This window comes from Pseudomonas sp. B21-048 (genome assembly GCF_024748615.1).
Classification (GTDB): Bacteria; Pseudomonadota; Gammaproteobacteria; order Pseudomonadales; family Pseudomonadaceae; genus Aquipseudomonas.
The window spans coordinates 4,463,440-4,488,792 of record NZ_CP087168.1; the positions used below are offsets into that span (position 1 = coordinate 4,463,440).

Below are 25,353 nucleotides of genomic sequence, written 5' to 3' on the forward strand. Positions count from 1 at the left end.
GCAAGGAATCATAAGATGTCGAGCCCCTTCTACTCCCTGTTTTTCGCGCCTCTACTCGGATGTTGTCTGATAGCCAACGGAGCACCGCTGGACGAACCGCTCAAACCCTTGCCCGCGGTGCCTGAGCTGAATCCATTGCAAGTCGAACTCGGTCGTCGGTTGTTCAACGAACCACGCCTGTCGGTCAACAACAGCCTGTCCTGCGCCAGTTGCCATCGCCTGGAAAGCGGAGGCGCCGACGACAAGGCGTTGTCTATCGGCTTCAAAGGCGATCCCCTGACGATCAACACCCCGAGCGTGTTCAACGCCAGTCTGAATTTCCGGCAATTCTGGAACGGCCGCGCCGACACCCTGGAAACACAGGCCCACGAAGTGGTGCAGAGCCCCAGCGAAATGGGCAGTCATTGGGAGCATGTCGTTCAGACACTGGTCGCCGACCCGGCTTACAAAAGCGCGTTCGCCAAGGCCTACCCGGACGGCGTGACCATGAACAATGTGCAAAATGCCTTGGCCACCTACGAGCGCACGCTGATCAGCGCCAACTCGCGTTTCGACCAATACCTGCTGGGCAATACCGAGATTCTGACGATCGATGAAAAGTACGGTTACCAACGCTTCAAGGACTACGGCTGCATCGCCTGCCATCAGGGGGTGAATATCGGCGGCAACATGTTCCAGAAATTCGGGGTCATGGGCGATTACTTCCAGATTCGAGGCAACCCCACTGAAGCCGATCTGGGGCGCTATCTGGTGACCAAGGCGGAAGAAGACCGCAACGTATTCAAGGTTCCGAGCCTGCGCAACGTCGCCGTGACCGCGCCGTACTTTCACGACGGCTCGGCCAAGACGCTCGAAGAAGCGGTAGACGTGATGTTCAAGTTCCAGCTGGGGCGCGTGCCTTCCGACCAGGACAAGACCTTGATCATCAAATTCCTCAAGACCCTGACCGGTGAGTGGGGAGGCAAACCTTTATGAAAACATACCACCGTCGCAACCTGGCATTGCTCAGTGGCGTGGCCTTGCTATTGGCCTCGACACTGCTGTTTCTGTACCTCAAATCAAGCTCCGACCAGACCTCGACGTACGCCGAGTCCCGGGGACTGATCGGCCAGATCAAACAGCTCAATGCGCAGTGGGAAACCGAGATTCTCAAGGCCAGAATTGCCATCAGCCACAATTACGATCCGCTGGTTGCACCGCTGAACGAGATGACCCAGTTGTGGGAGCAATTCGAGACCATGGAGTCCAATCACGGCCGCAATGACCCCATCTGGCATTCCGGCCATGACGCATACCGCACCGCCGTTCAGGAAAAAACCCGGCTGGTGGAGCAGTTCAAATCCCACAACGCGGTGCTGCGCAACTCACTGGCGTTTTTGCCCACCGCCGAAGACGACATCCAGGAGCCGCTTACCCGGTTGCTCGACGAAGACAAACTGCAACTCCAGAACATTGCCACCGACACCTACGACTTGCTGCTCAGCAGTCTGGAGTTCGCCCAGGTCACCTCCGACGAAAGAGCGGCCGACATCCTGGTCGGGCTGAACAAACTGGGGGTGAACAAGGAGCGATTACCGGAGCAGTTTCATAGCCCGATCGATGTTCTGAGCAATCACATCGCGCTGATCCTGCGCGAACAACCCGTGGTCAATCGGCTGCTGGAAAACATCGAAGCCGTTCCTGTGGCCGCACGACTGGACGACATTACTGCTCTGCTGAACCAGGATCAGCAGCAAACCGATGCAGCCAACCGGCGCTACCACTTCTACATGCTGGTGTTTTCGACGTTGCTGGTATTGGTGCTGGTGTACCTGGCAATCCGCTTGATGCGCAGTTTCGGGGAGATCAACCGGGTCAACAAGGAACTGCAAACCGCCAACGACGTCCTCGAACAACGGGTCGAAGAGCGCACCCGCGAACTCAAGGATACCCAGAGCGAACTGCTCGACACCGCGCGCCAAGCCGGCATGGCTGAAATCGCCACTAACGTGCTGCACAACGTCGGCAACGTACTCAACAGCGTGAACATCTCGGCCGACCTGGTCACCCGTAAGCTGCGTGGCAGCAAGACCCAGGGATTGGGCAAGGCGATGCAGCTGATCAATACACATAAAGACGACCTGGGCGCTTTTTTGACCCAGGACGAGAAAGGAAAACTGCTGCCCGGTTACCTGAACCAATTGGTGGATGCCATTGCCCTTGAACAACAGGGCATGGCCGACGAACTCGCGCAACTGAGCAAAAGCGTCGATCACATCAAGGACATCGTCGCCACCCAGCAGTCCTACGCAGGCGCCAACAGCCTGATGGAACCGCTGCACATCAGCGAATTGCTGGAGGACGCCCTGCGGATGAACGCCGGCGCCCTGACCCGGCATCACGTCACGGTGGTCAAGGAGTACGGCGACGTCCCACAGGTCATGGGCGACAAGCACCGGTTATTGCTGATCCTGATCAACCTGATCAGCAACGCCAAATACGCCATGACTGACCTCAGCAATCGCCCGCGGCAAATGACCCTTGGGGTGAAAGTCGTCGAAGACACGATCCTGCAAATCAGCGTCAAGGATGACGGCGAAGGCATCGAGCCAGAGAACATGACGCGGATCTTTGCCCACGGTTTTACCACCCGCAAGGAAGGTCACGGCTTCGGCCTGCACAGCTGTGCCCTGGCCGCGATCGAGATGAATGGCCATCTCACCGCCCACAGCGATGGGCCGGGCAAAGGTGCACTGTTCACTTTGCAGATCCCGTTGAAACCCGTCATGGAGGAAGCATGAGCGATCTTTCGAACCGACGTATTCTGCTGATCGACGACACGCCATCCATCCACGAAGACTTTCGCAAGATCCTCACCCCGACATCAGCGCAGCATGCAGAGCTGGACGAAATGGAGGCCGCGCTGTTTGGCAGTGAAGTGAAGTCCGCCGACGCTCTGTACGAGCTGGATTCTGCTTATGGCGGCCAAGAGGGCCTGGGCAAACTCGTTCAGGCATTGAAGGAAAAACGTCCCTACGCCCTGGCCTTCGTCGACATGCGCATGCCCGAGGGTTGGGACGGCGCACAGACCATCGAACACCTGTGGCAAGAAGACCCACAACTGCAAGTGGTGGTGTGTACCGCCTATTCCGACTATTCGTGGGATGAACTGCTGGAGCGCTTGCACGCCCATGACCGCCTGCTGATCCTGAAAAAACCGTTCGATAATATTGAAGTCCAGCAGATGGCCAACACTCTGCTCACCAAATGGGAAATGACCGAACGAGCGTCTATTCAAATGAGCCATCTGGAGCATCTGGTGGATCAGCGCACGGACCAGTTCAAGCAGGCCAGCGAGGCGTTGCAGCGGGAAATCGACGAGCGCAAGCAACTGGAAAGCCAACTGGTGCAGTCGGAAAAACTCGCCTCGCTGGGGCAACTGGCGGCAGGCGTCGCCCATGAAATCAATAATCCCATCGGCTTCATTTCCTCCAACCTCGGCGCCCTCGATGGCTACTTCAAGCAACTGCAGGAAATGCTTGATGCCTATCGGGAGGCGGAGAACGCCATTGGTTCAAGCGAGGTCATCGAACGTCTCGGTCAATTACGTGAACGGGTGGAACTGGACTTTCTGCGCGAAGACATTCCGCTGCTGATCAAGGAGTCCAAGGAAGGCATCGGCCGGGTCGGGCGGATCGTCAAGGATCTGAAAGACTTCTCCCGCGCGGACGCCAATCAGGAATGGCAATGGACCAATCTGCAACAAGGTATCGAGTCGACTCTGAACATCGTTGCCAATGAACTGAAGTACAAGGCCGATGTGGTGAAAGAGTTTCAAGACCTGCCCGACATCGAATGCCTGCCATCGCAAATCAATCAGGTGATCATGAACCTGATCGTCAACGCCTCTCAGGCGATGGGGCCGGAACGGGGCACCATCACGCTACGCACCGGGCTTGAAGGTGAAACGGTGTCGATCGAGGTCGCGGACACGGGAATAGGCATCGAGCCGGACAATCTGCAGAAAATATTCGACCCGTTCTACACCACCAAACCGGTGGGCCAGGGGACAGGGCTCGGGTTGTCCCTGTCCTATGGCATCGTGAAAAAACACCAGGGCGATATTTCGGTGCGTAGCAAAGTCGGGGTGGGCAGCACCTTTCGAGTTGAGTTACCGGTACGGCAATCGAAAATAGCTGTCTGACCAGCCGAGCAAGGAATTAATCACAATACGGGTTGTTTTCGATTTTTCTCCAGGCGCAGAATGCCTGCCGCGTAACCATTGTTTGAACGCCCACCTCATCGGGAGGTGGGCTTAACACCAAGGAAGGATCTTGCTTAAAGTAATCGCTCAAGATTTCATCAAACCCGAATACATTGAAACCGTTCGCCCGTGGTACGCCGAACTGGTCGAGAAGACTCGACTGGAACCTGATTGCATTGCTTACGACCTGTTCATCGATCAGAAAGCCCCGGGCACTTTATCTTCGTTGAACAATGGCCGAATAAGGCGGCGCTGGATGCTCATTGCCAGTCTGAGCATTTTCGGCGTCTGGTGCCGCAGATCAACGGTTACCAGGCGAGGGATTGTATTGTTGTGCTGATGGATGCGTTCTGACGTCAACCTCAAGGGGGGCTGGTGCTGCGTCGAGGATGAACAGACGAGCTTCGCTGTCCCCTTCCTTTAACCTCTGCACTTGTTTCCAGTGGCTGGGGAATAACGCGTCATGCTCAGGACGCGCGTAGCCCGTTACCCACCAGATCCGTTTGGCATTCGGTTTCAAGGTTGAAAAATCGTCGAAGAGAATCGAACGCAAATGACGGGGAATGAGTGCCCAACCACCGTATTCGGCGGTTCCCCAAAGGGTGCCTGTCGGTGTTTTGACCACGTATAACCTCGGCTGAATACCGGTCGAGTTGTAGTACGTGAACGGCAAGTACCAATACAGGTTATCCACCACAATCTCGTCACCCGGATGGACTTCGCGACCAAGACCTGCGACCACGGCGTCCAGTTTTGCGTCCTTGCGAATGCTTGTCCCGTTCATCTCATCCGTTTGCGCGTAGACCGCCGAAAGCCCGTGGCCTTCTGCCAATAAAACCAAAGCCATGGCGACAGCGGCAAGAGCGCTATGGCGTTCACTCCACCTGTCCAGCGCGAGCGCAACGATAAGAGGCAACGCGGCGGCGGCAAACACCAGGTATCTGGCATTGAATACCGGCACGATCAGCGACACCAGAAAAACGGTCAGCACCGGCACAAAGAAATAGCCCACCAGCAAAATGCTGAAAGGTCGCTCATCGCGTGTCTTGAGCACCGCCGCCGCGGCGCAAACAACAATCAACACCGAGGGCAGGACGCGCCATAAGAATGAATAACTGGCCGAATCCCCCATCATCACCAGTTGCCAAACGAAGGTCAGCGCTGTTTGCCAGGTGAGCGGCGGTATCCACTCGAGCCCGTCCATTCGCAGCAATTGATCGATGAAATGAGGTATCCATGGCAGAAACAAAACAACGATTGCGCTATTGGCCACGACCCACGCACGAAACGGTATTGCCGCAGACCGACCGCCATCTCGCGCTCGCCACCAACACAGCCAATGCACCAAAACGCACAGCGCGGCGAAGTAATGCGTATAGAAAGCAGCTGTCATCAGCAGCCCGTAAAAGATCGGCCAACGCTTTTGCTCCGGTGCCTTGAGCCAGCACACCAACGCCACGGTCGCGCCCATCAGCCAGAAGCCGAGCAAGGTGTACATTCGCACTTCCTGGCTGTAGCGCACCGCTATCGGCAGCAATGCCAACAACACTGCCGCTATCCAGGTCGCCTTTCGCGTTGCCACCAGGCTCATCAATTTAATGCACAGCAACAGCGTGCCGACATCGGCCAGTGCGCTCAGAGACCGCGCAGCCAACACACCATTACCGAACAGTAACATCCAGAAATGAAGCAAAACGTAGTAAAGCGGCGGATGAACATCCCGCGCCGTCGTAGCCCAGATATACGCAGGCGAACCCTCGGCCAGCAGCAGACTGTAGGCCTCGTCATACCAGATGACCGGCACGGTGATGGAATGAAACCTTGCGAACAACGCGAGGACGATCACCGCCACCAGACCTGCCCTGTCGGCCATCCGGGATGAAAAACTTTCGGGGGGGATCGAAGAGGTAATCACCAGGCTCACCACTGCAGCGTGGTGACCGGGGTCGGCTCTTTCATGACGATAAAACCGTAATCGCCCAGCAGATAGATGCGATAGAACTTGCTCTCCACCAGCGGCGGATAACCCTGGTAACCCACCAGGGTCGCGTTACGCCGTTCCCTCTCTACCTCCACGTTGGTGATGCCCGCCTTCGGCAGGTTTTCGGCCAACATGAAGAAGTTGATGTTCAGCAGATAATGCAAGACCGGCATCTGCTTGAACGAACCCGCGGCCCCCACCAGCCAGTGATCGGAATAACTCACCGACAGGTAAATGCGCTTGGCCTCGTACAGTTGCCGCTGGGCCGCAATGTCATGCCCCAGGGAAAACAACGCGCTGGAGGCAAAGGTGTTCTGCACCGTCAGCACGCGGCCATAGGCGTAAGACAACGAAAGCATGGCCAGCAGAGGCACCGCCAACAGCAGCGTCAGCCGCTCATGAATGGGCGCCAGCGCCAGATGGCTCAAATAAAACAACAGCACCAGCAACACCGCGAAACCCATCAAGGTTCTGGCACCTTCATTGAAATCCCGGAAAAACAGCGCAGCCCCCGACACCAGCAAGGTCACGACCGGCACTGTCAGCACGCACACCAGCCCCATCACGATTTTTCTCAGCCCGGTGTCGTGGCGCTCCATCACATTGCTGGCTAACCGTGCGCTACCCACGAGGGCACACAACAGCAGCACGGCGAACACCCAAGTGAATCCACCGTGAAACAGCAGCGTGACTTTTTCCAGCACCCGACCGATGTTGATTTCAAGTTGCAGCAAAGGCTCGGCTGCCCAGTTCAGCAATAACGCGCGATCGTGGTTCATGTACGGATAAGCCGTGACGCTGTAGATCAACCCGCCGAGTCCTGCCTGGGCGAATTTCCAGCCGATCAATTCGTACCACTGCCGCCAGGCCCATCTGTCATTCGCGCCCCTGAGCAGTTCCAGGCAACACAGGCCCAGAAACACATTGAGGCTCACTTGATAAAGCCCCAGCGCCAGAGCAATCAGGAAGGCCGGCACCAGCCATTGCAGAATGCGCGAGGGATGACGAAAAGTGATCGCGTAGATCATTGCCACCAGACTCAACGCGTTGGCCGGTCCGTCGTATTGATAAGACAAATTCTGCAAAAAAAACGGGTTGTACCAGAGCGGCAACAGCACCAGGCAGCAAGACATCGTCGGCTGCGGGTAGTAATGGAATGTCAGGCTGGTCAACGCAAAAGCCATGGCCAGCGTGGCGATCAACAGCGGCAACGGAAAGATGTTCGGCGCGGCATTGCTGAAGGTCAGCAGGTTGTAGAACAGCTCGGTGAATAACCGCCCCTGCCCCGCCCAGGCAGTACCCGCCGACAGCGAGCGCCAGTTGTCATCGATGTAGGGATAGTCCGCGAGGATCAGCGGAATGACATAAATCAGGGTCGCGACCAGAAAAAACAGCCAGACCCGACGACGCCCGAGTTCTTTGCTGAAAAAGTCGCCGAGTCTGCCCATGCTAAAGCCCGATCCGGTCTTTGCCGCCAATGACGTCTTTGACCACATAACGGGGCCGGTGCTTGGCTTCGATGTAGATGCGGCCGACGTACTCACCGAGGATGCCGATTCCGATCAGTTGGACACCGCCAAGAAACAGAATGGCCGTCATCAGCGAGGGGTAACCGGGGACGTTGTTGCCGAAGAAAATCTTGTCCAGCACCATGTACACCGCATACAGCACCGCGAAGATCGAAATGCCGCCACCGATGTAAGTCCACAACCGCAATGGCACAGTACTGAACGAGGTAATGCCTTCCAGCGCCAGGTTCCACAGTTTCCAGCCATTGAACTTGCTGCGTCCTGCCACTCGCCGGGCCCGTTCGTATTCGACCACCGCCGTGGTGAACCCGGCCCAGGACAGAACGCCCTTCATGAACAACTGATGCTCGGGAAGCGCGCGAATCACATTGACCACCTTGCGGTCCATGAGCCGGAAATCCCCGACGTTTTCTTCGATCCGGGTGTAGGAAATTCTGTTCAGCAAATGATAGAAGAGCGATGCGCTGTGGCGTTTCAAATAACTGTCACTGTCACGATTGCGGCGTTTGGCGAGCACCACATCGGCGCCCTTTTGCCACTCGGTAATCAACCGCGGGATGACGCTGATCGGATCCTGCAGGTCGACGTCCATGGGGATCACTGCATCGCCGGTGGCGTATTCCAACCCCGCAAACAACGCCGGCTCCTTGCCAAAGTTGCGCGAAAAGTTGATCAGCAATACCTGTTCATCAACCTGTGCCAGCGCCTGGGCTTGCTCAGCTGTTCGATCGGTACTGCCATCGTTGATGAACACGATCTCGACTTCGCACGCGTCAAGTTTCAATTCGCGACGCACCGCCTGATGGAACAGACTGATCGCCTGCTCTTCATTGAACACCGGGACAATCAGCGAAACCTTCACGTTTCACACTCCTGAAAATCGAAGTGTAGATGTTCACCAGACCGCCATCAGGGGGCGTTCTGGCGCGCGAGCTGCCCGGCAGACCAGCGGCCACGCCCTCCCGTTCATTCGCTATAGACCACTGAGACATTCGGTAATATCCAGCCTTTTGCAATGGCCCACGGATCACGCCACCTTCCACAATGCAAAAGCCCCGGTCATCTCGACCGGGGCTTTGGCATTTCTGGCGTTACGACTTACGAAGCCGAACGCACCGCACCTTGCGACACATGGGTCGGTTGCAGCTTGAACATGTAGAACAATACCGTCAGCAGCACCAGGAAAGCAGGCCCGACATACAGTGCCACCCGAGTGTCCGGGAAGTACGCCATCAGGCCGACCACCAGCACCAAAAATGCCAGTGCCAGATAAGAACTGACCGGGTACAGCCACATGCGGTATTTCAGGCCGGCACGTTCGCTGGCGCTCAGGCCTTTGCGGAACTTGAGCTGGGCCAGCAGGATCATCGCCCAGGTCCAGATCGCGCCGAAGGTGGCAATCGCGGTGACCCAGACGAAGACTTTCTCTGGCACCAGATAGTTGAGCAACACGCCCAGCAGCAAGGCACCGATCGACAGCAGCAAAGCACGACGCGGCACGCCGTTGTTCGAGGTCTTGGCGAAACCGGCCGGGGCCTGGCCGTTCTGCGCCAGGCTGTAAAGCATGCGCCCGGTGCTGAAGATACCGCCGTTGCAGGACGACAGCGCAGCGGTGATCACCACGAAGTTGATGATGCCGGCGGCGGTCTTGATGCCCAGACGCTCGAAGGTCATCACAAACGGGCTGCCCTGAGTGCCGATTTCATTCCACGGGTAGATCGACAGGATCACGAACAAGGCACCGACGTAGAACAGCAGAATCCGCCAGAACACCGAGCCGATCGCATTGGGAATGGTCTTCTGCGGGTTCTTCGCTTCACCGGCAGTCAGGCCGATCATCTCGACGCCGAGGTAGGCGAACATCACCATTTGCAAGGACATCAACACGCCTTGCACGCCGTTGGGCATGAAGCCGCCGTGAGCCCAGAGATTGGAAATCCCCAACGCCACGCCGTCATTGCCGAAACCGAAAGCGATGATGCCGATGCCGCCGAGCACCATCGCAATGATGGTGACGATCTTGATCAGGGCGAACCAGAATTCGAATTCACCAAAGGCTTTCACCGCGATCAGGTTGATCGAGCCCATGCTGATCAATGCCGCCAGTGCCCAGATCCAGCGCGGCACGTCGGGGAACCAGACGCCCATGTACACTGCCACCGCGGTGATTTCCGCGACGCAGGTCACCAGCCACAGGAACCAATAGTTCCAGCCGGTCAGAAAGCCTGCCAATGGGCCGAGGTAATCTTGTGCATAACGGCTGAATGAACCGGCGACCGGGTTGTGCACGGCCATCTCGCCGAGGGCGCGCATGATCACCAGGATCGCCAGACCGCCAATGATGTAGGAGAGCATGATGGCCGGTCCGGCCATTTCAATGGCCTTGGCCGAACCCAGGAACAGGCCGACGCCGATACAGGCACCGAGCGCCATCAAGCGAATATGCCGTTCGCCGAGTTCGCGTTTAAGCGGGCCGCCCTGAGCGGTCTCGCCGTGAGGCAGGTGATTGCCGACTGGCATAGGTACAACCTCGTCTTGTTATTGGATGTGACCCGCCGAGTGTTGAAGCGCCGACCGATAGGCCAGCGCTTCTGCGAAACCGAACCTGCTTCGTGAGCAGACGCGTCTTGCAGGACAACACCTGCAAAATCAGCGGGGCGTGCAGTATAAAAAGCTTCCGATAGGGTTTTTCACTCTATAAACCACAACATTCAGCCAGAACTCTCGGCAAAAGCGCGGTTTTCGGAGGGGCATTACCTGACTTACGTAGGATTTATTCGCCACTGAAACGGCGCCGAGTATTGCACAGCAAGGGTGCATCGTCATGCCCCTACCTAGGCAGCATTTACCTCTTTGATACGTCTAGCTCGGCTATTACAGACAACATCCCCCTTGTGATGAGGGGCTGTTGCGGCGTTCCGACAAGCCCCTCGTCACAGGAAACCCTTTGGCCACAGCAAGCCTCCTGGCCGAAGCAAGCTCCCTCGCCACAAGGAATAGTGCGTACTCGACATTTGGTTATTCACAATTTTTTCACCAACGCCAACCACCGTCTAAGCTTCAAACAAGTCCGATCAATCTGCGTGAATGGATCAGTCGACTATGGGCGCTTTGTGGCAAACCGATTCGAGTAAAACCGTGGTTCCGACTGAACGAGAGGATGAAGCGCCTTTACCTGAAAAACCCCGTCGTTCCCGACACGGCTGGGGGGCATTCTGGTTGTTGCTGCTGATTATCCTGATTGTCCTGGGCCTCGCTGCGGCCAAGGAAATGCGCACCTCCAAGTTTCAGGCCCGGGAAATCAGCCAATATGCCGCTTCGCTGAAGTACGAACTGCACCCCGGCCCCAGCGACGCGATTCGCTACCCTGGTGCAGGCCCGTTCGATCAACGCCTGGGTTACAGCGCCATGGGTGAGTTTCTGCCGCGTCTGCTCAAGCGCGATTACGTGGTGGCGGCACAAACCCGCTTTTCGCCGGCACTGATGAAGTACAGCGACAAGGGCTTTTTCGTGCCCTATGCCGAGAAAATCCAGGCCGGGCTGTCGATCACCGATTGCCGCGCGGCACCTCTGTACCAGTTCAAGTACCCCCAGCAGCTCTATTCAAGCTTCGCGGCGATTCCTCCAGTGGTGGTCAACAGCTTGCTGTTTATCGAAAACCGCTTTTTGCTCGATCCCCGTCAACCCTTGGCCAACCCCGCCGTGGACTGGCCACGGTTCGGCATGGCGGCATGGTCCCAGGTCGCCAAGCTGTTGCGCCTGCCCGGGCAGTCGGCGGGCGGCAGTACGCTGGCGACACAGCTGGAGAAATATCGACACTCGCCCGATGGCTTGACAATGTCGGGCGCGGAGAAAATCCGGCAAATGATTTCCGCCAGCGTGCGGGCCTATCAGGCGGGCCCGGAAACCCTCCAGGCCCGGCAGAATGTCGTTCGCGACTACCTCAACAGTGTTCCGCTGTCGGCGGTGCCGGGTCACGGCGAAGTGCATGGCATGGCCGAGGGCCTGCGCGTCTGGTATGGCGCTGATTTCAACAAGGCCAACGAACAACTGGCCAGTAGCGAGACAGACCCGAAAAGTCTCTCGGAAAAAGGCCTGGCCCTGCGTGAAATGCTGTCATTGATGATTGCCCAGCGTCGCCCTTCCCATTACTTGACCAAGGGCCGTGATGAATTGGCCAGTCTCACCGACAGCCATATTCGCCTGCTGGCACAAAATGGCGTGATCGATGCGCCTCTCGCGACAGCAGCATTGGCCAGCAAAGTGATTTACCGCGACTGGGCCACCCAGCCCACCATTCAACCGATCGAAACCAACAAAGGCATCAGCGTGGCGCGCAGCCGTCTGGGCGGGTTGCTCAATCGTCCGCTGTATGACCTCGACCGCCTCGACCTGTCAGCCACCAGTACCCTGCAAGGCGAGTTGCAATCCCAGGCCACCGCGTACCTCAAGCATCTGGCCGACCCCACTTATGCAGCGGAAATCGGCCTGATTGGCGAACGTCTGCTCACACCCACCAGCACCGCGCAGGTGCGCTACAGCTTCACCCTGTTCGAACTGACACCGGACGGCTCGCGGGTACGGGTGCAGACCGACAGCACCGACCAGCCGTTCGACATCAATGAAGGCAGCAAGCTGGAACTGGGCTCCACGGCAAAAATGCGCGTGCTCACCACCTACCTGCAAATCATCGCCGAGCTGCACGATAAGTACGCAGCGATGACCGTCCCTGAATTGAAAAAAGTCGAGGTCCCGGACCAGGACCGTCTAAGCCTCTGGGCCGTCGATTACCTGATTCAGAACAAAGACCGAAACCTGCCGAACATGCTGAATGCCGCGCTGGATCGCAAATACTCCGCCAGCCCTGGCGAGGCCTTTTTCACGGGTGGCGGGCTGCATACCTTCAATAACTTTCGCAAGGAAGACAACGGCCGCCTGCCGACCCTGCGTGATGCCATTCGTGAGTCGATCAACCTGCCGTTCATTCGGCTGATGCGTGACCTGGTGCGCTACACCACCTATTCCGGTCCCAACAACAGCGCCGAATTGCTCAAGGACGATCGCGACCCTCGGCGTCAGGAATACCTGGCCTCATTCGCCGACAAGGAAGGCACCTCGTTCCTGCTGAAGTTCTGGAAAAAATACCGCAACAAAGACACCCAGGCGCGGCTCGAAACCTTTCTCGACGGCATGCGCCCGACCCCGATTCGCATGGCCGCCGTGCATCGTTATCTATTCCCCCAGGCCGACCAGGAAAGCTTCAACACCTTCGTTCGCTCGCACCTCAAAGGCGTCAAGCTCAATGAAAAACTGACCGATGAACGCCTCGAACGCCTCTATCTGAGTTATGGCCCTGGCAGCTATGACCTGCCGGATCAAGGCTTCATCGCCAAGGTTCATCCGCTGGACCTGTGGTTGATCGGCTACTTGCTGAACAACCCCGACGCCAAGTTCAGCCAGATCGTCAAAGCCAGCCAGTTCGAGCGTCAGGAAGTCTATAGCTGGCTGTTCAAGAGCCGGCACAAGGGTGCCCGCGACAGCCGGATCCGCACCATGCTGGAGATCGAGGCGTTCCTCGACATTCACCAGCGCTGGCAGAAAGTCGGTTATCCGTTCGATCACCTGGTGCCCTCGCTGGCCACCGCCATCGGCAGTTCCGGTGACCGCCCGGCGGCATTGGCGGAGTTGATCGGCACTATCCTCAACGACGGTGTGCGCATGCCGACGCTACGTATTGACAGCGTGCACTTTGCGGCCGATACGCCCTATGAAACCCGCCTGATCAATGACCCGGTCGTCGGCAAACGAGTGATGCCTTCCGAGGTGGCAACGGCCATGCGCGAGGCTTTGTCGCAAGTGGTGGATGCCGGTACGGCCAAACGCGTGGCGGGCAGTTTCAAACTGGCTGACGGCAGCCCGTTGGGCATGGGCGGCAAAACCGGTACCGGCGACAACCGCATTGAGGCCATCGGTTCTGGCGGGCGGATTCTCAGTTCAAAATCGATCAACCGCACGGCAACCTTCGTGTTCTACATCGGCGATCGCCATTTCGGTACCCTGACCGCTTATGTGCCCGGGCGCTCGGCGGAGAACTTCAAGTTCACCTCGGCGTTACCGGTACAAGTGCTCAAGGGGATGGCGCCGATTCTTACGCCATACCTGCAACCAGGCACCCACACGATGTGCCAGACAACCGAGACGACGGTTGGCCGTTAAGTACCGAGTGTGGCGGTAATCCTATATTTTTCACTTCTGGTTTTTGGGGGATTCGAGTCGCAACCGGGGCCGTATCGAATGAATTCTTGAGCTTTTTTTGAGCAATGCGTTTACCTAGTCTGGTCGCTCCACTTTCGATCATGGACGATCCAGCAATGACCATTCTTCCCCTGACTCGACAACAGTCAGACCAGGCGTCACTCATCTTCCCCGATAAAAGCATTCACCACGACTTGATCAAAAACGCCATTCCCCTTTGGCTCGCGAGCACTTCGGCGCGAAGAGTCGGTGAGTTGAAGGCGCACCCGCTGAAAATTCCTGATGGGTACAGGACGGCTTCCCCCGACGCGCAGCTGGAACTGAAAAAAGACATCGAGCGCAGTTGGGATGCTCAAAACAAAGTCGATCGGGCGCTTGGCAATCTGCAAGATGTCCGTGCCTTTGCCAAACCCTTGCTGCAACAGGCGTTGAAGGAGCGCTTCGGCATCGAAAATGACGTCGAGGAGACTTGGCTGCGGCTGTACATGCCCGTGAAAACGTCATGGTGGGTGCATGATTTTTCAGGCGCAAAGACCAGCCGAACCGTTTCACTGCTGGATGCCGCCCTGCACAACTTTTCCCGCGACGAGACGTTTACCCAAGACTCAGGGTTCATCACCCGCCCCGACGAACGCGGGCATTTCGGGGCAATACACCTCACACACAAATTGAGCGTCGATCAGTTCAAATCGCTGTGTCGCGAACTGGATATCGGCGCCCGATACCAACAGCGCCTGAACGAGTATCTGCTGTCGAGCAATCCGGTGGCCAGTGACTACCTGCACCACATCGTCACGCTCAGCCAGAAAAACGCGCTGAAAGTCGCGGCGCAAATGGCCCTGATGAAAAACGACATCGCCCGGCCGGCTTATGATGTCGTGCTAGGCATGCTGGATGATCGCGCCTCACTGAGATGGAACGGTCGGCCTGTCAGTTATTACAACCTGCAGATGATGGACACGCGCCTGACCGGCATTGTCCTGATCGCTCCCGATACATCCACCGCCACCGGCCCCATCCCGGTGATTGCGTATGTTCCCAACGACCCGGAGCATCCGCTCAGGCAATACGCATCGTCCCTGGAATTCATGTCCGAACTCACACGTCAGTTACGTGACGGGACATCCGCTACCCACTATCAACAGTTCTTCAGCCAGTTCGTACCCCATCAGCAACGCGGACATTTCTTTGCCGGTTTGAATGACCGCCTGAGCAAAGTGAAGTGGCAACCGGTGCCGCCAGGTTCTGACCTGCCCACCTGGCGCGAAATGCCAGTGGACAACCCCAATCTGCAATTCAGTGTGTCGAGCATCAGGGTCGATCGCGAGACCCCGTTCCGCGGTGACTTGTGGAATTACCTCTACCGTCAGCGGCTCAACAAAATATTCAACGATGCACGGGACATCGCAATTTCTACCGAATACGCCGACCGCATGGCACGTTGGGCCTGGTGGGACAACCTGGAAAAAATGCTCTCGGACATCCTCAATGTTGCCTTGCTGGTAGTGACCCCCTTTGTGCCCGTCCTGGGCGAAGCAATGCTGGTCTACACCGTCTGCCAACTGACCGATGAAGTGATCGAAGGCATTGTCGACCTGACCGAAGGCCGCTTTGCCGAGGCCGGCGAACAGATCGTCAACGTGTTGGAGAGCATTGCCCAGTTGGCTGCTTTCGCGGCCGGGGCTGCGATCGGCAATGCGGTACGGGCAAAACTTTCGCCGTTTTTCGAAGGGTTGAAACCGGTGCAAATGACCAATGGCCAGACGCGATTGTGGAACCCCGACCTCACCCCCTACAAACAGCCGGACCTGGTCTTGCCAAAAAGCGTCAAGCCCGATGAACAGGGTATTTATCAGCATCAAGGTCAGCAAATCATCCGACTGGACGATCAGCACTTCGAAGTGCAGCAAGACCCGGTCACCAAACAGCACCGCATCCGGCATCCACAACGACCCGACGCCTACGCCCCTGCCCTGCGGCACAACGGCAAGGGTGCGTGGATCAGCGAAACGGAAAACCCGCGGGACTGGGAAGGTACGACACAGATGCGCCGTCTCGGCCATGCCACCGATGGTTTCAGCGACGCGCAACTGGAAGCGGCCCGCCAGATCAGCGGCACGGATGAAGCAGAGCTACGCCGGATGCACGTAGAGAACACCCCACCGCCACCGCTGCTGACTGATACCCTGCAACGCCTGGGATCGCCTGCAAACGCCGAGGTAGGGTTACCTCCCGTCACCGATGCACTGTTCGCCGAATATCCCGATTTACCGCAAAACATTGCTGACAAAATTCTGGCCCACGCGACAGCGGCTGAACGCCAGCAGATTGCGCAGAACAATCGCCTGCCCCTGCGTCTGAAAAATCGCGCACGCGAACTGCAATTCGAAACGCAAACGGTCCGCGCCGCGCAAGGCTTGTACCACAACACATTAAGCAACATCGATACCGAACGCCTGGTACTCGGAACCTTGCGAATCAACACCGACACCTTCGGCGACCTGCGTATCGAGATCCGTCAGGGTGCATTCGATGGCGAACTTCGTTGCGGCACAGGGCCGGAGGATGCAACGCGGACTCGGGTAATGATTCGAGACGATGCCGGAAAATACCAGGTGCGCGATGGTTCGAATCAGCCAATCCATAACGCCGACGGTTTTCTGACCTCCCTGCTCCATGCCATGGGCAAGCAGGGACAAACCGCGTTGGGCTACAGGCCCGGCGACAGCGATTTTTTCAGGCAATGGATCATCGCCAAGTCCGCACCACCGAGCGAACGTCGAACAGTCCTGGCCATGCCGCCCATTCGCCCGATTGCCGAGCATGAAACGATGCTGTTGGTTCGTGGTGGTGGACTGAGCAGGGACGGGCAAACCTTGCACGAGCGGATTCACGACCTACACCCGCATTTCAGCGACAGCGAAGTCGATGCCTTTGCCGATGCACTGATCGAAAAGGGAGAACCGACGAAGGTCCTGGAGGCAGAGGAAAACGATCTGGTTGAACTGCGCAATATTATCGATCAGTGGGAATTCCAATCCGCCGGTCTGGATGCGGATAACCCGCTTCCTTTGCGTGGTGGTCGCAGACACATCGCCGAACGGCTGCTCGACTGTTTTCAGCGAAAAAACACCGAACTCGGCAATCGTACCGATCCGGATGGCTATGCGCTGGATCTCTCAAGAGAGCTACTACCTCTGGACCTGGAAGCCGAGTGGCCGAAACCACCGGAACTGAGGAAATTTCTGGACAAAGTCACGGTGCTGAAACTCGACAACACACGCTTTTCGAGTAAACCGACCGGCTTGCTGAAAGACTTCCCCAACCTTCGCGAACTCAGCGCCAAAGGCTGCGAACTGACCGGTCTGCCCGAAACCATCGACTCCATGCACAGCCTGGAACGTCTACGGTTGAGTCACAACGAGATCGTGCTGGACGCCACTGCCGTCGAACGCCTCAAGCGTCTGACCTACCTGGAGATACTCAGACTTGATGAGAACCCGTTGGGCAGGTCCATCGACATCACCCATATGCCGCGCCTGAAGGTCTTGGGATTGAAAGACACCGTGATCACGACATGGCCCAAAGGGACCCTGAGCCGGCCCAGACCGCGCGGATTTTTACTCGACATGCGGGACAATCCCATTGGCCAGATTCCCGAGGTGGTTCCCGGTTCGCCACAAGCCTGGGTAGTGGCGCGTACCCGACTGGATGTCGGTAATCTGTCGGAGATCAATCAGGTGCGCTACCAGGCAATCCGTCGCTCGATGGCCTTGCCCCCTGAGCCCGTCGTGCCTTCGAACAGCCAGATAGAATCGGCGATCAGCACCAATTACAGCATCGACCACTGGAACGATGCGCCCGGTTGGGGAGTCGACCGCGCCAACCTCTGGTCGGACCTGATCGACGAACCCGAGTCCCAAAGATTCATGGCAGTACTGCTCGATACCCAGCACTCCGCGGACTATCGGGCCGGTGGCCCGGCCAGGGATCAGTTGTTGCAGCGGGTCTGGCGCATGCTCGATGCCGTGCAAATCGACACCCGTTTGCGCCAGGAGCTGTTCACCATGGCCATCGCGCCGGTGGACTGTGCCGATGCCGGTGCGCAGTTGTTCAACAACATGGGCATCAAAGTGCTCGCCTCCGAAGCCTATTCCTATTCCACCGACCCGGCGCAACTTGAGCAGAAACTGGTGACACTGGCCAAAGGCGCGGCACAACTTGCGCAAGTGAACGACATTGCCCGGGCCGACGTTGCCAGCCGAGGTGGCAACCCCGACGATGTGGAAATCTACCTGGCTTACCAGACGGGTCTGGCGACGCGTTTAGGTTTGCCCTGGCAATCGGAAGGCATGCTGTTCAGGCCCGTATCCGGGGTCACCGATGCGATGATCGATCAAGCCTATGACACCGTACTGGCCCTGGGCGAAGGTGATGGCCTGGTGAACAAAATGCTCGAGCAGGACTTTTGGGAAACTTACCTCGGCGAACAGTACCCGGTCCGAATCAATGCGAACAAACAGCGCTATCTGGGTCTGCTCGATCAGCTGGAAACGTTGCGTTCCACCCAGCAGGAATGGGCGGCCTCGGCAGCTCTGACAGCCCCTCAAAGAGCCGAACTGCGCAATCGGCTCAGGGAGCTCATGAACGATTTGCCGGTGCCGGAAACCGTGGTGTTTGCCGATAAGCCCATGAGCGAGGACAACTACAACAGGCTGCTGGTTGACCTGGCGGACGATGAAAAAGAGTTATCGAGGCGTTTGACTCGGGCGGCGCTGAGGAAAGCGGGGCAGTACCCGTAGCCGTGTATTTTTGTCCTGGCACCTGAAATCCCGGCTCGCAGGATCTGCTGCGGATTTCAGGCCCGGGGCAATTCATCATTGCCCTCGCCATCAGACTTCCGAATCCCAGACAACCACCACGGTTCCACGATAGTGCTTACCGGTGCTCGGTAAGAGCACTGCATCAATCGCCTCTTTGTGCAACTCAAAGTGCAAGGTTCCGGGTTTTCGATCCACGTACTGACCGGGTTGAAACACCACCCCGGCGGCGGGCCCTGTTTTCAGTTCCTGCCGATTGACCGGCCGGCCACTGGTATCCGTCAGGCCGGCAGGCAAACTGACGCTGACCTCTATCGGAACGGAGACGTTGTTGCCGTCACTCATGTAGCAATACCTGCCCGGTCCGAACTGACATTCCAGGTACATCTTGAAACGAGAACTGGCGGAAATGTTGAACGTCTGATCACGGAAGATCCGCGTCGGCTTGCGCCCCCCTTGCAACCAGCTCTGCCAGCCGCCGGCGGGCACCATCCGGACTTTTTCACCACCCGGGGGAATGTCGACTTTTAACGTGTGTTGCACATCCAGTACGAAATCCAGGGTCAGGTCGGAGTCGCTCGGCTGCATGATGTCGCCGAAGTCAAAATCTGCACCGGGGCCGATGCTATAACTCAAGGCACCGTTGTACAGCCCTGATGACATACCCAGCGGGTTAGGCGTGCGCAGTTCGTAGGCAAAATCCAGATAGCTGTAGGACATGGCCGGAATTGGAAAACGTGCTGTTTTGACACAGGTGCCGTCAACCGGAGTTTTCCAGAAAAAAGCGTAATGTGAATCCCCATACAAACCGACACCGCTGTATACGCAAGGCGGCGCGGCATACACCCAACTGCTGCTTCCCCACAAACTCTGGTGACCTAGCAGCACGTTCGGAGCGCCGGTCAAATTGACCGCTGTATCACTGAGAACGTATTGGGAACCAAACCCCGCAATACGTACCTCAACTTTCTCCGATTGCCCTGTCTCAGCGTGCGTAACCGTCAATGCGCGCCATTGTGCCGGTATCCTGAACATCGCGCTGTTACGCTCTGAGTCATCGGGCTGCATTGCCTTTACAGACTCAAAACGCAGGGGCAGCCGGATGCTGAACATATTATTGGCCCGGCACTCATCGGGGTAATGCTCGCAGTATCCGCTGAGCGGGGTCTTGTTGATGAATTGATTGCGTTGCGGATTGGCCGAGTCAGGCGTAAACAGCGCCCTGATTTCCTGGGTTACCGCCCCGGCGGACGGCGCAATCAAGAGCGTCAGAAACGCCAGTGAGCGGCCACGGCGCAGCCAACCAGACAAATACGTTCCGGTGTTCATAAAGTGCACTCGTATGAGAGATCTTGAGGTTCAGGGCGCTGCCGCATTGAAGACCAAGTGAACGCTTCCATGATAGGTGCCCGGCTTGTAGCCACCAGCAGGCACTCTTGGTTGAATTTCCAGAGGAAAACGCCCACCCGCAACAGCCTGCGCGGCAGACACCACCTCTTGTGGCTGAGGGTCATGGGTCAGTTCTTTACCGTTGAAGCTGACACGCAAATAGATGTTCTGATCGTCACGACCGTTGGACAGATAGGGCTCTGCTTCCAGTCGCGCCTGAATCGCGCTGGTGTCATGCTTGACGTCGAAATTCTTGCGCAGTCCCTCCAGCGTCGACGTTTGGATATTCCAGGGTAACGTCTGTTCGAGATGTATCCAGTTCATCTCGGCCGGTATCACATAAAAGCCCAGGGTCGGGATATCCACCGACACCTCGAAGGTGTGCTCTTCCCGCGCCGCGAATGCCTGGGCACTCATCAGCGCCATCACGCCCATCCATACGGCAAGGGCCGATTGCTTGATCATTTCGGTTACCTGTTACGTCAAGAAATACCGCGAGCCCCCATGGTGACTCACCCGTACCGACTTACTGGCTGGCAATACGCAGTGCCTTTTTGGATGCGCCTTCCACCAGATTGAAGCGGTATTCCCGGCCGGGTTTCTTTTCAAACTCGAAGGTTTTTCCCGCCAGAATGTGATGCTTGGTAGTCGGCTCGCACTCGGTTTCGTTTTTCAGCGAGCAGTTGCGAAATTCATCGATCACCACCACCGTGTTGCCGTTGTTGCGCAGCCGGTAAACACCGGCACTGTCATCGATCACACTGTCGAAGCGACTGTTTTTTGGTCTGACAAAGAACACCGTGCCAAAACCGGTCATCACGTTGACCCCGGCCGAGAGGTTCTCCTTATAGGACTCCCGGTCTTCATTCGACACGGCGAATTCGTCTTCCTTTTCCGGCACCACCGGCACGAAACGCACGCGAAAATAGCGCTCGGTGTCACGCTCGCCCATGTGCAACAAGCGAGTGCCTTGCATACCGTTGGCCGGCACGATCAGCCGCGCGGGACTGGCCATCAAGCCATCGCGGCCGCTGCCGTCCGCTTGAGCCTTGACCGGTACTTCACGGTGGCCGCCATCGGCGTCGTAAATGATCTCCAGGATGTTGACCTTGACGAACGCCGTGCTGTCGCCGCTGTTGAACACGCGCTTGAGGTAGGTGCTCTTGTCGCTGTCCAGATAGTCGTACACCGTTCCCACGTTGATCTGCGGTCCGGCCTGAAGGCCCAGGGAAAATCCGCTCAATCCCATCAACAGCAACAGTCGTTTCATTTCCTTGAACCTCATAACGTTGAATACTTCCCGGCCGCTATTCATCGATGCCCGGCCCATCAGACTTCCGAATCCCAGATCACCGTGACCCTGCCGGAATACGGGCTCTGTACGTTGGAACTGAGCATCCAGTCCACCTCATCCTTCGACACTTCAAAGTGCAGAACGCCAGGTGCTCTATCCACATAGAAGCCGGGTTGAAATACCTGCGCATTTTCTGGACCCGCCCGCAGTCGCTGATGCTTGACCGGCTGTCCGGACAGATCAGTCAAGCCACCGGGCAGACTGACGCCGACCTGCAACTCGACCTGGCGCCTGCCAACAGCGTCCTTGATCGTGCAATCGAAGGTCACCCACGCCTCGCACTCGTAATACATCTTGAAACGTGACGACGCGGAGATATGGAAGGTCTGATCGCGAAACAACCGAACGGGTTTGCGTCCCGCCTGCAACCAGCTTTGCCAGCCGCCGGCCGGAACCAGTTCGAGTCTTTCACCCCCGGGAGGAATATCGACCTTGAGGGTGTGCTGAACGTCCAGTGCGAAGTTCAAGGTCAGCAGCGGGTCACTGGGTTGCATGACATCACCCATATCGAAATCCTGACCCGGCCCGACACTGAATGTGATCGATCCGTGGTACTTGCCAGACTGCATGCTTAAAGGATCTGGCGTTATCAACTGATATCCAAATTCAATGTCCCTGTATTGAAAGGACATCGGGATATCAAACAACGCCTGCTTGGAACACATGCCGGCTGCCACGGGCACTTTCCAGTAACTGCGGTAGCTGTGAGTCGATGTAATGGTGTACGGACCAATCCCTTGGCACGGTGCTGGTGCATTGGCCCATCCCCCTCCTTGCCACAAGCTGTCCCACCCCCGAATGCCTCCTTGTCCCGTCAACTCTTCAATAGACACGGGTATGCGAGCGTCATGTGCAATACCGGCGATTCGGACTTTTACGACCCTGGTTTCCCCTGAAGAATGGGTGACAGTCACGTCTCGCCATGCTGAGGGAACCTTGGCCATTCCCCCTTGACGCGGATCGGCATGGTGGGCACGGACCGGCGCACTGGCCACGAATTCAATAGGCGCCCTCAGACTGAAAACACCCTCTTGCCTGCACACCTTAGGGAGAAGTTCACAAAAACCCCGAGAGGGCGTTTTGTTCACGAATTCATTTTTTTGCGGGGCAGCGGAATCGGCGGTGAACACAGCCTCGATGTCCAGCGTCGCTCCACCCGCCGGTATCCAGCACAACCCGCCTAACAGCATCAGCGCTGTTTGAGAGATATTCTTTCCCCCCCTCAGACTTAACACGCTCATCAACCTGCCCTCTCCACCATAAACGTTGCATCGGCCAAGGTATCGGGGCTGCAACGCAAGTCACCGATCATCAACACATTGTTCTCATTTCGGTGCTTGTCGATATCGAGCCGGAATTGGCACAGCAACTGGTCGGCATGGCGCACTTCCAGGGTCGGCGAGCCGGCGTTCATTTCCATCGAGAAGAAGCCATCGACCTCACTGACCCCACGACTGGCGTGGTTGATCACGTGATGCCCTTTGAGCGGCCGCCCCTGCGGGTCAAGCAAACGACCAAGCACCGTCAGGGTTTTCATCACCCGCACCTTGCGGTATTCAACGCCACCCTTGTTCAGGTGATAGCGGGTGCGTGCCGGTTCGATGCTGGCCGCCGGCACGTGATTGCCTTCGAAGTCAAAGCTCACCGAACTGTTCTTGTAGGCCGTGAGCGGAATGAAATTGCGCCCCGGATGCAGGGCCGCGCTGCCACCACTCAAGTCATCGGCGCGCAAGGCGATGCCGTCGATGTCGGACTCGACGTCGACGATCATTCCCGCTCCCCGTCCTTGATGCTGACTGGTCAACGCCATGCGTTGGGCGCCGACCACCAGTGTGCTGTCCAGGTTCAGGCCGCCGGTGAGGTTGTCGTTGAACGACGAGCGCTGGATAAAACCGTCGCCATTGACGGCGTCGGTGCGAAAGTTCGCCAGGCTCGACAACCCGACGCCATAGGTATCGGTAAGCGCGGTCACCGAGACGCTCTGCAATACGTGGTCCTGTAAATCCTTGCGATAACCGAGTGAGCCGTTGTTGTCACGGCTCCCATCTCGGGCGGTGCGGCTGCCGATGCTGCCGGAGATCTGTTGGCCCGGTCCGCCCAGTGCCACGCTGATGCTCAGGTCGACCCCGCGATTGCGCGCATCGCCGCTGCTGTAGCTGCCGGGGCGGTCGAACAGCGACAGACGCCAGTTGGCATCGCTGCCGAACACCACCGTACGCTGCGTCCAGCCCAAATCGACGCCCGTGCCTTCGACGTTGCCCTCGCTGTGGGACACTCGGGCATTGAGCGAACTCTTGCGGCTGATCCGGTGGTTCAGCGCCAGCGATGAGTTGCTGGTCTGGCCGGTGAACACGTTGCGTTGGCGCACGCGGGTACCGTCGGGCAAAGTGTCGTAGGTATTGCGAGTGTCGAGCCAGCTGCGATTGTGGCTGATCACCAGGCTGCCGGCGCCATAGTTGTAAAGACCTTGCAGGTCGGCGCCGGTGCCGTGGTCTTCGGTCTGGTACAGGTTGGCGAAGAAACTGGTGCTGTTGCCCAGACTCCAGTCGATGGAACTGCCGTACTGAAGCTTGTCGCGCACCTGTCGTGCCGACAGGCCGAGAATGACCCTTGGATGCAGTAAATAGTTGAAGGCGGCGCCCGCCGTCATGTCGCCGCTGTCCTGCTGATCCCAATTGCTGAGCAATTTGCTTTCCTGCCCAGCGAACAGGTTGTAGCGCCAACGCTCATCGAGGTTACGCCAGTTGTTAGGCTTGTAAATCAGTTCTTGCGTGGTCGAAGTGATTTGGCCGTCTTCAATCAGTCTTACTTCCACTTCATAGATGCCACCGGGCAAGGGGCGCGTGTCGAGGGTCTGCAAACCCGCGGGCACTGACTGGGTGTTGATCAGCAAACCATCTCGAAAAATCTCCACCGATGCCTGCCGATTGGCGGTGACATAGACCGGATAAACGCTGGGTTTCGGACTGTCGATCGCCAGGCTGTCGGAACTGCCATACATCACGCCCACGGCGATGTCGGGGCTGGTGCCGAACGAACGAGGCTGACGGGTCAGCCCTTCGGAATTGGGGGTGAAATAGCCCAGCCGGAAAAAACTGCCTTGCAGTTCGCGCTGGGTGTAAAGGTCATACACGGCGTGATAGAGCTTGTCGTCCGGCCCGCCAAGGCGCGCCAGTTGCATGTTGAAAGTCTGGCTCCAGTTGCCCAGGCTGCCACTGGCTTCCAGGCCAAACCGACCGCCCAGATCTTGATCCTGGCCGCCGTTGAGGTTGAGTTGATTGCGCAGCATCAGGCCGCTGCTACCACCTTCAGGCTGGTCGTAAAAACGCTTGGCTTCGCTGTCGCGCTCGGCATTTTCGGTGACGATCGACAGCAATGAATTTTCAAGGTTGTAGTGAACCGCCAGCATCTGTTCCGGGCACTGGCCGGTGCAGGCGCCCAGCGCCACGCCGGGCTTGAGGACACTGGCCCAGGTCTCGCGCACGCCAGCACCGAAATGGCTTTCGCTGGTATCGGTGAAATCGAGCAACGTTACCCGGTCATCGCGAGACAACACAATCATCGCCTCGCCGAGCGGTTGCTGATCGAGTTCAACCCGCACCGCCAACGGAACATCGAAAAAATGCTCCTCGAAATCCGCCGGCAAGCCTTTGGCCTGGGCCAACAAACTTCTGGGCGTATTATCAATAGAAGTGGGCGCCGAAAATGCACTGCTACATAACAGCAACGCAAGCGCTGCCGCGATGGGCGTCATCGGGAACATGAACGAATACTCTAATTAC

The 25,353-nt window shown here is 57.5% G+C and carries 14 protein-coding genes and 1 pseudogene; 6 read left to right on the top strand and 9 right to left on the bottom strand.

Going from position 1 to position 25,353, the window contains the following annotated elements:
- Positions 1–15 precede the first annotated feature (15 nt).
- The 4 genes and pseudogenes from LOY56_RS20895 to LOY56_RS20910 all read left to right on the top strand — a co-directional run bounded on the left by LOY56_RS20895 (position 16) and on the right by LOY56_RS20910 (position 4,597).
- Positions 16–975 (top strand): cytochrome-c peroxidase, encoded by a 960-nt coding sequence (locus LOY56_RS20895; RefSeq protein WP_258616942.1) that lies wholly within the window; start codon positions 16–18, stop codon positions 973–975.
- Positions 972–2,780 (top strand): HAMP domain-containing histidine kinase, encoded by a 1,809-nt coding sequence (locus LOY56_RS20900; protein ID WP_258616943.1) that lies wholly within the window; start codon positions 972–974, stop codon positions 2,778–2,780. Before LOY56_RS20895 ends, LOY56_RS20900 begins: the two co-directional genes overlap by 4 nt.
- A complete protein-coding gene (locus LOY56_RS20905; protein ID WP_258616944.1) occupies positions 2,777–4,183 on the top strand; it encodes an ATP-binding protein in 1,407 nt (468 codons plus the stop codon). The genes LOY56_RS20900 and LOY56_RS20905 overlap by 4 nt, the downstream gene beginning before the upstream one ends.
- A 130-nt stretch (positions 4,184–4,313) precedes the next feature.
- Positions 4,314–4,597, top strand: a pseudogene (locus LOY56_RS20910) (putative quinol monooxygenase).
- Here LOY56_RS20910 and LOY56_RS20915 read toward each other — a convergent pair.
- The 4 genes from LOY56_RS20915 to LOY56_RS20930 all read right to left on the bottom strand — a co-directional run bounded on the left by LOY56_RS20915 (position 4,545) and on the right by LOY56_RS20930 (position 10,273).
- On the bottom strand, positions 4,545–6,116 hold the full coding sequence (locus LOY56_RS20915) for a glycosyltransferase family 39 protein (protein ID WP_258622816.1): 1,572 nt from the start codon (positions 6,114–6,116) through the stop codon (positions 4,545–4,547). The pseudogene LOY56_RS20910 and the gene LOY56_RS20915 overlap by 53 nt on opposite strands.
- A 47-nt stretch (positions 6,117–6,163) precedes the next feature.
- Positions 6,164–7,672: a glucosyltransferase domain-containing protein gene (locus LOY56_RS20920; protein WP_258616945.1), complete on the bottom strand. Its 1,509-nt coding sequence runs from the start codon at positions 7,670–7,672 to the stop codon at positions 6,164–6,166.
- A gap of 1 nt (position 7,673) precedes the next feature.
- Positions 7,674–8,615 (bottom strand): glycosyltransferase family 2 protein, encoded by a 942-nt coding sequence (locus tag LOY56_RS20925; RefSeq protein ID WP_258616946.1) that lies wholly within the window; start codon positions 8,613–8,615, stop codon positions 7,674–7,676.
- Positions 8,616–8,851: 236 nt separating this feature from the next.
- Positions 8,852–10,273 (bottom strand): amino acid permease, encoded by a 1,422-nt coding sequence (locus tag LOY56_RS20930; RefSeq protein ID WP_258616947.1) that lies wholly within the window; start codon positions 10,271–10,273, stop codon positions 8,852–8,854.
- A gap of 582 nt (positions 10,274–10,855) precedes the next feature.
- Here LOY56_RS20930 and LOY56_RS20935 point away from each other — a divergent pair.
- Both LOY56_RS20935 and LOY56_RS20940 read left to right on the top strand, forming a co-directional pair.
- Complete coding sequence (locus LOY56_RS20935; protein ID WP_258616948.1) at positions 10,856–13,969, top strand: transglycosylase domain-containing protein; 3,114 nt, start codon at positions 10,856–10,858, stop codon at positions 13,967–13,969.
- Positions 13,970–14,124: 155 nt separating this feature from the next.
- Positions 14,125–18,810: a dermonecrotic toxin domain-containing protein gene (locus tag LOY56_RS20940; RefSeq protein WP_258616949.1), complete on the top strand. Its 4,686-nt coding sequence runs from the start codon at positions 14,125–14,127 to the stop codon at positions 18,808–18,810.
- 90 nt (positions 18,811–18,900) lie between these two features.
- Here LOY56_RS20940 and LOY56_RS20945 read toward each other — a convergent pair whose 3' ends face one another.
- The 5 genes from LOY56_RS20945 to LOY56_RS20965 form a co-directional block, all read right to left on the bottom strand.
- Positions 18,901–20,157 (bottom strand): hypothetical protein, encoded by a 1,257-nt coding sequence (locus LOY56_RS20945; protein ID WP_258616950.1) that lies wholly within the window; start codon positions 20,155–20,157, stop codon positions 18,901–18,903.
- A gap of 30 nt (positions 20,158–20,187) precedes the next feature.
- Positions 20,188–20,682 carry a fimbrial protein gene (locus tag LOY56_RS20950; RefSeq protein WP_258616951.1) on the bottom strand — a complete coding sequence of 165 codons (495 nt, stop codon included), beginning with the start codon at positions 20,680–20,682 and terminating at the stop codon, positions 20,188–20,190.
- Between the two features lie 61 nt (positions 20,683–20,743).
- Positions 20,744–21,487: a molecular chaperone gene (locus LOY56_RS20955; protein WP_258616952.1), complete on the bottom strand. Its 744-nt coding sequence runs from the start codon at positions 21,485–21,487 to the stop codon at positions 20,744–20,746.
- Between the two features lie 59 nt (positions 21,488–21,546).
- Positions 21,547–22,812 (bottom strand): hypothetical protein, encoded by a 1,266-nt coding sequence (locus LOY56_RS20960; RefSeq protein WP_258616953.1) that lies wholly within the window; start codon positions 22,810–22,812, stop codon positions 21,547–21,549.
- The gene (locus LOY56_RS20965; protein ID WP_258616954.1) at positions 22,812–25,334 is read right to left on the bottom strand and encodes a CS1-pili formation C-terminal domain-containing protein; all 2,523 of its coding nucleotides are present in this window, start codon (positions 25,332–25,334) and stop codon (positions 22,812–22,814) included. Before LOY56_RS20965 ends, LOY56_RS20960 begins: the two co-directional genes overlap by 1 nt.
- Positions 25,335–25,353: the final 19 nt, after the last annotated feature.